This is a genomic window from Streptomyces sp. NPDC006544 (assembly GCF_040611715.1).
Classification (GTDB): Bacteria; Actinomycetota; Actinomycetes; order Streptomycetales; family Streptomycetaceae; genus Streptomyces.
In genome coordinates, this window is record NZ_JBEXOV010000148.1 from 1 (window position 1) to 12,418 (window position 12,418).

Annotated in this window: 11 protein-coding genes and 1 pseudogene; 2 read left to right on the forward strand and 10 right to left on the reverse strand. The window is 69.3% G+C overall.

Going from position 1 to position 12,418, the window contains the following annotated elements:
• Window positions 1–55 precede the first annotated feature (55 nt).
• The 6 genes from ABZY44_RS35415 to ABZY44_RS35440 form a co-directional block, all read right to left on the reverse strand.
• Window positions 56–709, reverse strand: a complete 654-nt coding sequence (locus ABZY44_RS35415) for a hypothetical protein (protein ID WP_356661245.1) — start codon at window positions 707–709, stop codon at window positions 56–58.
• Entirely contained in the window at window positions 706–1,212 is a 507-nt protein-coding gene (locus tag ABZY44_RS35420; RefSeq protein WP_356661247.1) for a DUF6114 domain-containing protein, read from the reverse strand. The genes ABZY44_RS35415 and ABZY44_RS35420 overlap by 4 nt, the downstream gene beginning before the upstream one ends.
• A complete protein-coding gene (locus tag ABZY44_RS35425; RefSeq protein ID WP_356661263.1) occupies window positions 1,203–1,760 on the reverse strand; it encodes a DUF6230 family protein in 558 nt (185 codons plus the stop codon). Before ABZY44_RS35425 ends, ABZY44_RS35420 begins: the two co-directional genes overlap by 10 nt.
• 230 nt (window positions 1,761–1,990) lie before the next feature.
• Window positions 1,991–2,755, reverse strand: coding sequence for a MerR family transcriptional regulator (locus ABZY44_RS35430; protein ID WP_356661249.1), 765 nt, complete (start codon window positions 2,753–2,755; stop codon window positions 1,991–1,993).
• A 64-nt stretch (window positions 2,756–2,819) separates the two neighbouring features.
• Window positions 2,820–4,025: a methyltransferase gene (locus ABZY44_RS35435; RefSeq protein ID WP_356661251.1), complete on the reverse strand. Its 1,206-nt coding sequence runs from the start codon at window positions 4,023–4,025 to the stop codon at window positions 2,820–2,822.
• Window positions 4,026–4,187: 162 nt separating this feature from the next.
• Entirely contained in the window at window positions 4,188–4,538 is a 351-nt protein-coding gene (locus ABZY44_RS35440; RefSeq protein ID WP_356661253.1) for a tetratricopeptide repeat protein, read from the reverse strand.
• A 106-nt stretch (window positions 4,539–4,644) separates the two neighbouring features.
• Here ABZY44_RS35440 and ABZY44_RS35445 point away from each other — a divergent pair, with 106 nt between their 5' ends.
• Both ABZY44_RS35445 and ABZY44_RS35450 read left to right on the forward strand, forming a co-directional pair.
• Complete coding sequence (locus ABZY44_RS35445) at window positions 4,645–5,610, forward strand: pirin family protein (RefSeq protein ID WP_356661255.1); 966 nt, start codon at window positions 4,645–4,647, stop codon at window positions 5,608–5,610.
• 529 nt (window positions 5,611–6,139) lie between these two features.
• Window positions 6,140–6,511 (forward strand): annotated as a pseudogene (locus ABZY44_RS35450) (transposase family protein); the annotation flags it as partial.
• A gap of 62 nt (window positions 6,512–6,573) precedes the next feature.
• On the opposite strand, the gene murF reads toward ABZY44_RS35450, so the two are convergent.
• The 4 genes from murF to ABZY44_RS35470 all read right to left on the reverse strand — a co-directional run.
• A complete protein-coding gene (gene murF / locus ABZY44_RS35455) occupies window positions 6,574–7,968 on the reverse strand; it encodes a UDP-N-acetylmuramoyl-tripeptide--D-alanyl-D-alanine ligase (protein ID WP_356661257.1) in 1,395 nt (464 codons plus the stop codon).
• Window positions 7,969–8,285: 317 nt separating this feature from the next.
• A complete protein-coding gene (locus ABZY44_RS35460; protein WP_356661259.1) occupies window positions 8,286–8,537 on the reverse strand; it encodes a hypothetical protein in 252 nt (83 codons plus the stop codon).
• A 424-nt stretch (window positions 8,538–8,961) separates the two neighbouring features.
• On the reverse strand, window positions 8,962–10,005 hold the full coding sequence (locus tag ABZY44_RS35465; RefSeq protein ID WP_356661265.1) for a zinc-dependent alcohol dehydrogenase family protein: 1,044 nt from the start codon (window positions 10,003–10,005) through the stop codon (window positions 8,962–8,964).
• Window positions 10,006–10,267: 262 nt separating this feature from the next.
• On the reverse strand, window positions 10,268–12,418 hold a 2,151-nt coding region (locus ABZY44_RS35470), incomplete at its 5' end, for an amino acid adenylation domain-containing protein (protein WP_356661261.1).

Below are 12,418 nucleotides of genomic sequence, written 5' to 3' on the forward strand. Positions count from 1 at the left end.
GGCCCGCCCGCCCCGGAGCGCTCCGGGGCGGGCGGGCCTCCTCATGCGGGGCCGGTCAGGGACCGACGGTGATCTGCTGCGCCGGGTTGGTGGTGTCGGTGACCTTGTACACGGCGTTGAACGTGGACGAGGTCGCGCTCGTCGGGCAGCCGAAGCCACCGGTGACCGTGACCGGGACCGAGGCGTTGGTGAACGTCAGGGTCGACGGGGAGCCGTTGCTCCAGGTCCCGTTGACGTTCGCGGGGCCGGCGGGGGCGGCGGTGACGGTGCAGGACGCCAGGCCGCTGGTCTGCACGACGAGTCCGCCCGTCGGCAGGCCCATGGTGGCGGTGATCGGCGAGCCGTTCTGCATGGACACCGACCACGCGCCACTCGTGGTGATGGTGGGGGTCACGCCCCACATGCTGGAGGTGCAGGAGCTGTAGGTGGGCGCCGAGATGGGGGAGGAGACCGGGCCGGCCGGGTTGGTGTTCCCGGGAGCGGCGGGGACCGCGCCGGTGGAGACGGAGACCGTACAGGTCACCGTGACCGAACCGGCCTTGAGGGTGGCCTTCCCGCTGAGGGTGGCGTTGAAGGCGTGCCCGGCCGGGGTGACGGTGGTCGACCCGGCCAGGGGTAACGGCGCGGCGGTGGCGGAGACCGAGGCGAGGGACAGGGTTCCGGCCGCGGCGGCCGCGGCGAGCGTGAGGGCGGTGCGTGTGCGGCTCATGGTTGTGCTCCTTGGGGATCGTGGTGCAGCGGAGGAGCGGGGGTGGAGACGGGGGTGGAGACGGGGGTCGAGGCGGGGTGGGAGGCCGAGGTGGAGTCCGGCGCGGGGGTCGACGTGGGGGTCGACGCGTGTGGGGTGCCGGGGGCGGGGGCGCGCGAGGCGGCGTACGGCTGCCAGGCGAACATGAGGCCGCCGCCGAGGATGCCGAGCAGCGTGCCGATCAGGAACCCGCCGAGGTTCGACAGGACCAGCGCGGCGGTGGCGATGAGGGTGGTCAGGACGCCGGCCAGACTGCGCTGCGCGGGCGAGAACCACGAGGTGAGACCGAGCACGATCATGAAGATGCCCATGAGGACGGACGGGATCCCCGCCACTCCCTGCTGGAGCATGATCTTCAGCGGAGCGAGCGGCAGGGCGCAGATCTCGGCCCCGGCGAGGATGGCGAACAGTCCGCCCCAGAACGGCCGCCCGCGCCGCCACCGGCGCCAGCGGGTCAGAAGCATTCCTTCTTGCCCTTGCTGATGTTCATGTTCAGCCCGGACAGCTTGAAGGTGCCCGCGTTCGTGGCCCACGCCGTCTGGTGGAGGTCGGTGATGCTGACCGTGTCGGCCTGCTGGGCGAACAGGTCCTGCATGCCCACCGCCTCCGTCGGCCCCTTGTCGAGGGTGGAGGCGTCCCGGCCGATCTCGATGTTGGTGAAGACCGCGTCGCCGGAGAGCTGGGTGGCGTCCACGAACAGGTTGCTGGCCTCGACGGGCGCCTTCTGGCCGGCGGTGAGGTTGAGCGAGATGTCGCCGATGACGGGGAGGGTGGTGACCACCGACTGGCAGAGGCTGTGGAGCTTGGCCTCCTTGATGGCCGTGACCGCCACCGGGATGAGTTCCTCGCGGGCGTTGACGTCCACGCTGCCGTACTGGGCGAAGCCCTCGCCCTCCAGGCTCGTCGCCGACACCTTGAACTGCTGTCCCGACACGGCGAAGGAGGCGGCGAGCGCGCCCTGGGCGAGGGCGATGCCGAGGCCGGCGGTCACGGCCACGGCGGGGACGGTCAGTACGGCGAACCGGCGCCAGCGGACGCGGCCCGCTCCGCCGGCTCTCCCGTCGGGACCGTCACCGGGGCCGGGCGGTTCGGATGACTCGGATAACTTCGGGGAATCTGCCATGAGATCGTCCCTTATGTTCGGCTGTGCACCGTTGTTACCGACGAGTTGAATGTAAGAGTGCCAATGAAGCTTGGCAAGGTTGCTCGGGCGTACCTTTTCGGCCGAGTCCTACTGACCGGTTACGCCCCAGGAGTCTCCGTGCGCAGCAGCTCCGCGACCTCGGCGTCCACCCGCCGGGCCATCGCGCGCGCGAACTCGGCGGCCACGACCTCGCCCGCCAGCGGACGCAGTGCGGACACGGTCTCCGTGATGTGCCGCAGGCGCATGGCCGAAAGGTGCTCCAGCCCCGCCGCACCGATCACGTGTGTCCGGAACAGTGCGACGAACCGGTCCGCGACCGCGGCCGCCTGCGCCTGCACGAAGTCCCCCGCGTCCAGGACCTCACCGAGCGGCACACCCGCCCGTACCAGCGTCATCGTCGCGTCCAGCAGCCGCCGGCTCCGGTGCGTGACCAGGTCCCCGTCGAAGGTGACGTAGCCGAGCTCGGCCGCCCGGCGGGTGTCCTCGGCGGACGCCGTCGGGCCGAACAGCTCGCGCAGTTCGGCCCGTGACATGGTCACCGGCTCCTCCTGCTCCCAGTCGCGGGTCATCTCCCGCTCCAGGCCGAGAAGTTGGGAGATCCCGCCGCCCTGCTCCCAGGCGGCCAGCAGTTCCGCGATGCCGTTGACGGTGTACCCGCGCCCCAACAGGTCGCTGATCAGCCGCAGTCGGGTGAGGTGGTCGTCGGAGTACCAGGCGATCCTGCCCTCGCGGCGCGGCGGCGGGAGCAGCCCGCGCTCCTGGTAGTAGCGCAAGTTGCGCACCTTGACGCCGGCCGCGTCGGCCACGTCCTCCCGGCGGTAGCGCCCGCCGGGAGTCCCGTCCTGATCCACCTGACTGCTCACGCGGCCGAGTGTAGGACGTGGCGGGGGACCTACCGGCGGGTTACCGAAGGGGCGTCGTGGCAGGTCACGCGGGGCGGCCCTGCTCGCGCCGCTTGACCGCCCGCAGGACCACGAACTTCGGCTCGCTCGCGGTGACCTCGCTGTTGCCGAAGAGGCGGCGCAGGTGGGTGTGGTAGCCCATGTGGCGGTTGGCGACCACCCACAGCTCGCCGCCCGGCCGCAGCGCCTTGCGCGACTGCGCGAACATGCGCAGCGCCGTGGCGTCGGTCGTCGCCTGGTGCGAGTGGAACGGCGGGTTGCACAGCACCAGGTCCACCGACCCCGGCGGCAGCATCGCGACGCCGTCCCCGACGAGGAACTCGGCGCGGTCCAGCCGTCCTTGGACGTTCGCGCGGTACGTGGCCTCGGCCGACGCCACCGCCTGGTACGACTCGTCGGTGAAGACGACCTCGGCGTCCGGGTCGGCGACCGCGACGGCCGTTCCGACGATGCCGTTGCCGCAGCCCAGGTCGACGACCCGGGCCCCGTCCGTGTTTGTGGGGATGTTCTGGAGGAAGAAGCGGGTGCCGACGTCGAGGCGGTCGGCGCAGAAGATCCCGGCGTGGTTGACCACGGTCAGACCGGAACCCGATCCCGCGTCCTGGTCCACCGTGTACGTCACCGGCCACGGCCCGGAGGACGTGGGATGGGCCGCCCCGGGGTTCCCGGGCGTGCAGAAGATCAGCCGGGCCTTCTTCTCCGCCAGCGAGGTCTTGGTCGGGCCGAGGATCTTCTCGAACACCCGCAGGGTGGAGGTGTGGATCTCCTTCACCATGCCCGTACCCACGACGACGGTGCCGGCGTGCACGTGCGGGGCCAACTGGTACAGCTGGTCCTCCAGCAGCGCGAGGCTCTTGGGCACGCGTACGAGCAGTACGTCGATCCGCTCGGGCGGTGCGTCCCGGGTCGTCAGCAGGGTCACCGTGTCCTTGGCGGTGCCGATGCCGTTGCGGTCCAGGTTCGCCGCGGTGGCGGAACGGGTCAGGGAGGAGTCGGTGATCTGCGTCGGGTGGTGGGCGGCCAGCGCCGTCGTCAGCGCCCCCCAGCGGTCCCCGATCACGGTGATCTGCCCGGCGCCGGCCAGATCCACCGGGCCGCGTTCGCCCGTACCGGAATCGAGGTGACGGAGCAGGTACTCGTCGGCGGCGTCCCATGCGCGGAGCCGGTCGCGCGGGTCCTCGGGGAAGCGGGCGAGCTCGTAGGAGCCGAAGGGCGTGGTCAGACGGTTCATATTGACCCCAGGCTAACCGAGGCCCCGCCCCGGTCCCGCATGGGCGGGGCCGGGGGAGTGTCCGCAGTATGGGCGGGCCGGCGGCCGGGACCGCCGCCGGCCCCGCGGGGCGGACCCGAGGGGCCTCGCGGGCGGACCCGAGGAGGGGCCTTGCGGGGAGTGCTAGTCCGGGAGTTCCCCCGCCATCGCGGCCGCCATCCGCAGGTGCGGCGCCGCCTCGGAGGCGCGGCCCTGGCGCTCCAGGGTCCGCCCGAGCACGAGGTGCGCGTAGTCCTCCACGGGCCACCGCTCCAGGACGGCGCGCAGCTCGTGCTCGGCCCGGGAGAGCTGGGCGGAGTGGTAGTAGGCGCGGGCCAGCAGCAGCCGGGGGGCCAGCTGCTCGGGGGCCTCGGCGGTCACGGTGAGCAGGACCCGGGCGGCCTTCGCGTACTCCTTCGCGTCGAAGAAGAGCACGCCGCGCTCCCAGCGCTCGGCCGTGGTCCCGTGCTCCAGGTAGCCCTGCTGCGCGTTCATCGGATCCCTTCCGCCGTTCAGGTGCTGTGTCCGCCCGCTCCAACACGAGGAACCGGACGTACATTCCCCTGACCGGTGCGACGGCGTCCGGGCTAAGTTGTGCGGTATGAGCAATCTCGATCGCCAGCCCGCTCTCGCCACCTGCGGCGGCCGTGGTTTCGTCGTCGCCGAGCCCGTGCGCGAGCTCCTGAGCCCCCGCACCGTCAAGCTCGGCGGGTCCACCGAGGTGCGCCGCCTGCTGCCGAACCTGGGCCGCCGGATGGTCGGCGCCTGGTGCTTCGTCGACCACTACGGCCCGGACGACATCGCCGACGAGCCCGGCATGGCGGTGCCTCCCCACCCCCACTCGGGCCTCCAGACCGTGAGCTGGCTCCACGAGGGGGAGGTGCTGCACCGCGACAGCGTCGGCAGCCTGGCGACGATCCGTCCGCGCGAGCTCGGCCTCATGACCTCCGGCCTCGGCATCAGCCACTCCGAGGAGAGCCCGCGCCGCCACGCCCGCTTCCTGCACGGCGCGCAGCTGTGGGTCGCCCTCCCGGACGCTCACCGCGACGTGGCCCCGCACTTCCAGCACCACGCGGAGCTCCCGCAGGTCACCGCCCCCGGCCTGACGGCGACCGTCATCCTGGGCACCCTGGACACCGCCACTTCGCCCGGTACGGCGTACAGCCCCATCGTCGGCGCGGACCTGACCCTGGCGGCCGGCACCGAGACCCGGCTCCCGCTGGACCCCGACTTCGAGTACGCCGTCCTGTCGATGTCGGGCGAGGCCCACGTCGACGGCGTCCCGCTCCTCCCGGGCTCGATGCTCTACCTCGGCTGCGGCCGCACGGACCTCCCCCTGCGCGCGGTCTCCGACGCGGGCCTGATGCTGCTGGGCGGAGAGCCGTTCGAGGAGGAGATCGTCATGTTCTGGAACTGGATTGGCCGCTCCCATGAGGATATCGCACAGGCCCGCCAGGACTGGATCGATGGGACCAGATTCGGCGAAGTGAAGGGGTATGACGGCCCTCCGCTTCTGGCTCCTGACCTGCCCCCGGCCCACCTCAAACCACGCGGCCGAGTGCGCTGACCTGCGGTAACTGGAAAGTGGTGGCCCCGCGGGGCGCGGGTCAGGCGCCTTCCGGTTGCTGAATCCTCGGCGCTTCCGATCGCGCCCCGCGCTTGCCCTTCGACAGTGCGGGGCCTTCCCCCTCTGTGGGCGTCCGTGGGTGGGTGTATGTCTACGAATGCTGACCCAATGCTGACTTTCCTGACGCTGCGTCAGGTGAGGCTTCGTGCAGGTACAGACGTCGAAGCGGCTTCGTCGGCGATCGGCGCTTGTCTGGAAGTTGTTCCCGGCTACGTGCCGGTCGGGTTGCCCGCTGCGCTCCGCAAGGGCCGGACCGAGAGTCTGATCGCCTGGGTGTCACCGCTTGTAGGAAGCCGACAACCCCTGCGGCGGTCGTCGCAGCGGCGTCCGCCGTGCAGTCTCGGGTGGGGGTCGTTGGAGGCGTTCCACTGCCTCCGCAAGGCGCGCAGCCGCTTACCGACGACGTCGGCCGAGTAGTGGCAGCGGCGACCGGTCTCCGCCAGCTCGGCGCCCAAGGCCAGTCCCCAGGCAGGTCATCATCGACGCTGGCCCCCGACTGGTCGTCGCCAGTGGCCGGCCGGCACCGGGCAACAGGGCCGACGCCCGCGCCTGGCGCGAGTCGGACCTGTTGGCCGCGGCGGCCGGAACGAGGGGGATCGCGGACGGCGCCTACCTCGGCACCGGCCTGATCGTCCCGCACCGTAGAAGGGCCAGCCGGGCCCTGTTGCGCGGCCAGGAGGAGGACAACATCGAACACCGACGGGTCCGCGCCCGCGTCGAGCACGCCTTCGCCCGCATGAAGACCTGGAAGATCCTCCGCGACTGCCGTCAGAGGGGCGACAGCCTCCACCACGCCGTCCAGGCTGTCGCCACCATGCACAACCTCACCCTCGCTGGGTGAAACAGCAGGTCACCCGCCGCTCCCGCCTGCGCGGCCCGAGCCTGCAACACCCTTTAGCCCGGTCAGTCAGTGGTGTCGGCCGCGAGGGCCAGCGCGGTGGCCTCGAGGCCGACACTGTGGCTGCCCTTGACCAGGACGATGTCCTCGGCGTCCAGGACGCCCGCGAGGGCGCCGGGGACGCCGTCCCGGTCGGGAGTGCGGATCACCTGCAGGTCCGGGTTCTGGCGGCGCGCGGCCTCGGCCAGCGCCTCGGCGTGGTCGCCTCCGACTGCCACCAGGATCCGGACGCCGGAGTCGGCGACGAGCTTGCCGACCTGCCGGTGCCCGTCGAGGGCCTCTTCGCCCAGTTCCTTCATCTCGCCCAGCACCGCGACCGTGCGCCGTCCACCGGCCATCGCCGCCAGCGCGGCCAGGGCCACCGCCATCGAATCGGGGTTCGCGTTGAACGCGTCGTTCACGATCTTCAGCCCGTCGGGGCGGGTCAAGACCTCCATACGGCCGGTGGTCAAGTTCTTCGCGGCCGACAGCTGCTCGGCCACGGCCTGCAGGCCGGCGCCCAGGCCCAGGGCCACGGCTGCCGCAGCGAGGGCGTTCATGACGTGGTGCCGGCCGTGCAGTCCCAGGCGCACCCCCGCGTGCTCCTCGCCGTGGTGGAGGGTGAAGGAGGGCCGGCCCTCGGAGTCGAGCTGCACGTCGTCGGTCCACACGTCCGCGCCCTCACCCCGGCCGAGGCCGAAGCGCAGGACGCGGGCGCGGGTCTTGGCGGCCATGGCCGCGACGAGGGAGTCGTCGGCGTTGAGAACGGCGAGACCGTCGGCGGGCAGCGCCTGCACGAGTTCGGACTTGGCCTCCGCGATGGCCTCCCGGCCGCCGAATTCTCCGACGTGCGCGGTGCCGACGTTGATGACCAGCCCCACCCTCGGCGGGGCGATGGTCGTCAGGTTCGCGATGTGGCCCCTGCCCCTCGCGCCCATCTCCAGCACCAGGTACCGGGTATCGGGGGCGGCGCGAAGCAGGGTAAGGGGCATCCCGATCTCGCCGTTGAACGACCGGTCGGTGACCGAGGTCGGCCCAAGCACGGGAAGGACCTGGGCCAGTAGGTCCTTCGTGGACGTCTTGCCCGCCGAGCCGGTCAGGCCGATCACGAGCGGGTCGGGGAGCTGGGCGAGTGCGTGGCGGCCGAGCGCGGCCAGGGCCTCGATCCCGTCCTCTACGACGATCGCCGGGACGCCGACCGGGCGGGTGGCCAGCACCCCGACCGCGCCCGCTGCCACGGTCTGCGCGGCGAAGGTGTGACCGTCGACGCGCTCGCCGGCGAGGGCGACGAACAGAGTGCCAGGGACGACTTCACGGGAGTCTGTGACCGCCCCGGCCGTCATCCGGGCGGCCCGGTTGGCCACGTCGGCTAGGCGTCCGTTGGTGATCTCTGCAATCTCGTCAAGCGAGAAGGACAACATGTGTATGACTCCCTCGTACAGCGGCTCCCCGGCGGAGCCCTCGAGCCCCGCCGGCCATGCAACGACCGTAGCCCCGCAATAGGCGTCGTCCGACACAGCGCCGGTCCAACGGCCGACCTTCGCACCCCTCCAGAGGAGCATCCCTGCATGTCCCACGACCTGAACTCCGTCCCGTACGTCGGCGTCCTGGCCAGCGGGAAGTCGGCCCAACGGGAACCGTCGCTCCTGTTTGCTACGCGCGCACGCGCAGTGTGACCCTCCCCGTCCGGTCGGTGGCTTGCCATTCCTCCGGCTGGTGGATCCCGTCGCGGTCGCGGTCAGCGATGAGGCAGCCAGTCCCGCTCCGCGGCACACCGCTCGCCCAGCGCTCCACTCCCAGCCTCGTGCAGCTCGGCGGACCGCACCTGCTTGGGGCCCGCGAGTGCGACCAGCAGCGCGAACGGCTCGTGGACTTCCGCAGGGCACGCGTGCCGTCCCGGCCGGTTCCCGCGCCTGCCGTACTCGACGATGTCGAGGACATGGGTGGGCGCACCGTACTGGGACCAGAAACCCCACGAACAAGCTGTCACGCCGCCTTTCGTACTGAACAGCTTCAGCGCCGACCCTCGACCTCACGCAACACAAGCGGCTTCGGGACTATTTCCGACGCCGGCCTACTCCCTCAGGCGACTACAGCGTGCACCCCGGCCAGGGGCAACAGGCATACCGCCTACCTATGCCAAAACCGCCTTCCCTACCGGGCACGGAGCCCGCCAGGTACGATCTTCGGGCTGCCCAAAGGACGACCCCGCTCGAGCCTCCGGCGAGGCCGCTACTACGAGCTGGAGGCTGCGATCCTCAGCCGTCCCGACGGACGACCGCCACCCGTGTTGGATTCGGGCCCGCGGGTCATGGCGACGTAGTTGGGTCCCAGGCCCCGAAGAGCGACCGCCACACAGCGCAGCCGAGGACTACGTCCGGCACCGCTACACGTTACGACCCACCCACTCGGTGTCAGTACCGGATCAGCACTTTCAAGGCAGTGCGTTCGTCCATAGCCTTGTAGCCCCTTGGCACCCCGTCCAGACCGACCGTCAGATCGAACACCGGCGACGGGTCGATGGTCCCGTCCAAGATGTCCGGCAGCAGCTGCGGGATGTACGTCCGTACCGGGGCGACGCCTCCGCGCAGGGCTATGTTCCGCTCGAAGATCTCGCTCAGCTCCAGACCCGTGTCACTGCCGTGAGGCACCCCGACGCAGCCGATCGAGCCGCCGTCCCTCGCGATCCCCACTGCCGTACGCATGGCCTGTTCGGTCCCCACGGCCTCGATCACCGCAGGCGCTCCCCGACCGCGCGTCAGTTCGAGCACGGCCTCAACGGCCGCTTCCCCACGCTCCGCCACGACGTCGGTGGCTCCGAACGCCCTGGCGATGTCTGTCCGCACCTGGTGGCGGCCCAGCGCGATGATCCGATCGGCGCCGAGCCGCTTCGCGGCCAGGACGCCGCAGAGCCCAACCGCTCCGTCGCCGACGACCCCCACCGTCGAGCCGGGGCGGACCCCCGCCCCTACGGCGGCGTGGTGACCGGTGCCCAACACGTCGGACAGGGTCAGGAGCGCAGTGAGTAACCGCTGGTCCGACGCTGCGCCGGACGGGAGCCTGACAAGCGTGCCGTCGGCGTACGGCACCCGTACTGCCTCACCCTGACCGCCGTCCGATCCAGGCGACCCCCAGAAGCCGCCGTGTTCGCAGGACGTGGTCAAGCCCTCGGCGCAGTAGCTACAGACGCCGTCCGACCACAAGAAGGGCGCGACGACCAGGTCCCCGACGGCGCAGTTGCGGACGTCCACGCCGACCTCTTCGACGATGCCGAGGAACTCGTGCCCGATGCGCTGGCCCGGCTCCCGGGCGGCCACGCCACGGTATGCCCACAGGTCGGTGCCGCAGATGCAGGACAGGACGACCCGCACCACCGCGTCGCTCGGCCGCTGGATCACCGGATCGGGCACCTCCTCGACACGGATGTCGTGCGAGGCGTGGATGACGGTGGCGCGCATTTGGGTGGTCCTTCCTGCTGGGGAATTGATTGTTGCCGGTTCGGTCGGCGGCGTCGAAGGGATCCGGGTAGCCCTCCTCATCCGGCCGGAGAGGCGCTCCGGGCGGATCGGCGGAGAAGTCGAGCCGTAGCTGTCATCGGGCCTGGGCGGCAGCGACTTGGCGCGACCTCGTACCGCCAGAAGAAGGTCGCCGCCCGCGGCACGCACCTCGGGGTGGAGCATCCCTCCTGACGGTGGCGGGTCTCGAGCTCGTCACGGATGGTTAGTTGACGGAATCCGTATCGTCCAGCGCCGTGAGCTCAAGCAGTTGCTCCACTGTGGAGACCACGGTGGGGGACGAGAAGAAACTTCTGAGGCTGAACCTGATCCCTGTCATGGCGCTGATCCTGTTCACCGTCCGCGTTGCCAGGATAGAATTTCCCCCGATATGGAAGAAGTTGTCGAAAACGCCAACTCGCTCAACTCTCAGGACTTCACGCCAAACGGCGGCGACATTTTCCTCAAGTGGGCTGCGAGGCGGCACGTAAGTGGAGGACGTGGGTATCCCCGTCGGGGCAGGGAGGGCCTGGCGATCTATCTTTCCATTGGGCGTCAACGGAAGCGAGTCGACGGTGACGAACCAAGTCGGGACCATGTAATTCGGCAATGCGCGCTCGCACCACATTCGGAGTGCGGTGGACTGAAATTCCCGTCCCAGGGCCGGTACGCAGTAGGCGGCGAGTCGCCGGTCGCCCTGTGCTTCCTCCCGAACCACCACCACACAGGCAGCTACGTTGTCGTGCCTGAGGAGGTTAGCTTCAATTTCGCCCAGTTCAATGCGGAACCCTCGCACCTTGATCTGGTTGTCGATCCTGCCCAGGAACTCGAGGCTGCCGTCTGGTAGCCAACGCACCGTATCGCCGGTGCGGTATAGCTTTTCTGTCGAGTTGTCGGAGAATGGGTTTGCGATAAACTTCTCCGCTGTCAGTTCCGGCCGCTTCAGGTAGCCTCGTGCAACCCCTGCGCCGCCTATCATCAATTCGCCGGGAACGCCAATGGGAGCCAGCTGGCCGAAATGATCCACCACGTATACCTGAGCGTTCGCGATGGGTCGACCAATGGGCATCCGTCGGCCCGTTGCTCTGTCTGTCGTAACCGAATGAAATACGGCGCTCACAGTTGTCTCGGTCGGCCCATAGGAATGGAGAAGGTTGGCAGGGGCCCAAGGGCTTGACACCACAGAATCTGCAACCAACCGTTCGGCTTCCTCCCCTCCGTAGGAGACCAGCTTCGTTCCAGCGAGCATTTCCGGGCACTTGGAGAGGTGCTCATTGAACAATGACGCCACGAGCCTCACCACGGTTATTCCGGAGCCCCTGATTTCTTGCTGGAAAAGCTCAGGGTCAAGAAGTGTGTCTTTGGTGATGATCGCGAGAGTGGCCCCCGCGGTGAGCGTGGCCCAGCACTCGTGGGTGAATGCATCAAAGTTGAAGGTGGAGCTCTGCGCCACTACATCGCTCGACGTCATGCCAGCATGTCGCCGAATGAACTCGACGTAATTTACTACGCCTCTGTGTCGTATTTGAACACCTTTCGGAGTGCCAGTTGAGCCGGAGGTGTAGATGACGTAGGCGAGGTTGTCCGGGTTCGTGCTGTGGACGGGATTGCTCATCGGCTGGGCGCTGAAAACTTCCCGGTCATGGCCCACGTCGACGATCCTGCTGTGGAGGAGTCGGATCCGGTCTCGAAGGTGAGTTTGGACGATGACGACCGGGGTCGCGGTGTCTTGCTGCATAAACTCGAGACGACTCGTGGGGTAATCGGGATCGAGAGGTACGTAGACTCCGCCGGCCTTCAGGACGGCGAGCAGTGCGATGATCAACTCCGCGCTGCGCTCGGCACAGATGCCGACCAGAACCTCGGGCCCCACGCCCAGATCGCGCAGGTGATGAGCCAGCTGATTGGCGCGGGTGTTGAGTTCCCGGTACGTCAGGCAGGTATCGCCGTCCACCACGGCAAGGTTGTCGGGAAGGGTTCCGGCCCGCTCTTCCACCAGTTCATGGATGCAACTGTCCTCCGAAAATGCCGTTCGGGGACCGTTCCATTCGACGAGGAGTTGGTGCTCCTCGGCGGGGGTGAGCATGCGGAGTCGGCTCAGCGGGGTGGTGGGGGTGGTGGCCGCATGGGCGAGGAGGGTTTGGAAGTGACCGGCCATGCGCTCGATGGTGGCCGGCTCGAACAGATCCGTACTGTAACTCAGCTGCACCTTCAGGTCATGGCTGCGCTCTTCGACACTCATGAGGAGGTCGAATTTTTCGGTTGTGGTGTGGAGTGGTAGTGGGGTGATGTCCGTGTTGGTGAGGTGCCAGGTGGTGTGGGTGGTGTTCTGCAGGGCGAGCATGACTTGGAAGAGGGGGGTGCGGCTGAGGTCGCG

Excerpts from the sequence above, each read along its gene's own strand:
- ABZY44_RS35445 (WP_356661255.1), top strand. The coding sequence starts at position 4,645 with ATGAGCAATCTCGATCGCCAGCCCGCTCTCGCCACCTGCGGCGGCCGT.
- ABZY44_RS35435 (WP_356661251.1), bottom strand. The coding sequence starts at position 4,025 with ATGAACCGTCTGACCACGCCCTTCGGCTCCTACGAGCTCGCCCGCTTC.
- ABZY44_RS35440 (WP_356661253.1), bottom strand. The coding sequence starts at position 4,538 with ATGAACGCGCAGCAGGGCTACCTGGAGCACGGGACCACGGCCGAGCGC.
- murF (WP_356661257.1), bottom strand. The coding sequence starts at position 7,968 with ATGTTGTCCTTCTCGCTTGACGAGATTGCAGAGATCACCAACGGACGC.
- ABZY44_RS35415 (WP_356661245.1), bottom strand. The coding sequence starts at position 709 with ATGAGCCGCACACGCACCGCCCTCACGCTCGCCGCGGCCGCCGCGGCC.
- ABZY44_RS35465 (WP_356661265.1), bottom strand. The coding sequence starts at position 10,005 with ATGCGCGCCACCGTCATCCACGCCTCGCACGACATCCGTGTCGAGGAG.
- ABZY44_RS35420 (WP_356661247.1), bottom strand. The coding sequence starts at position 1,212 with ATGCTTCTGACCCGCTGGCGCCGGTGGCGGCGCGGGCGGCCGTTCTGG.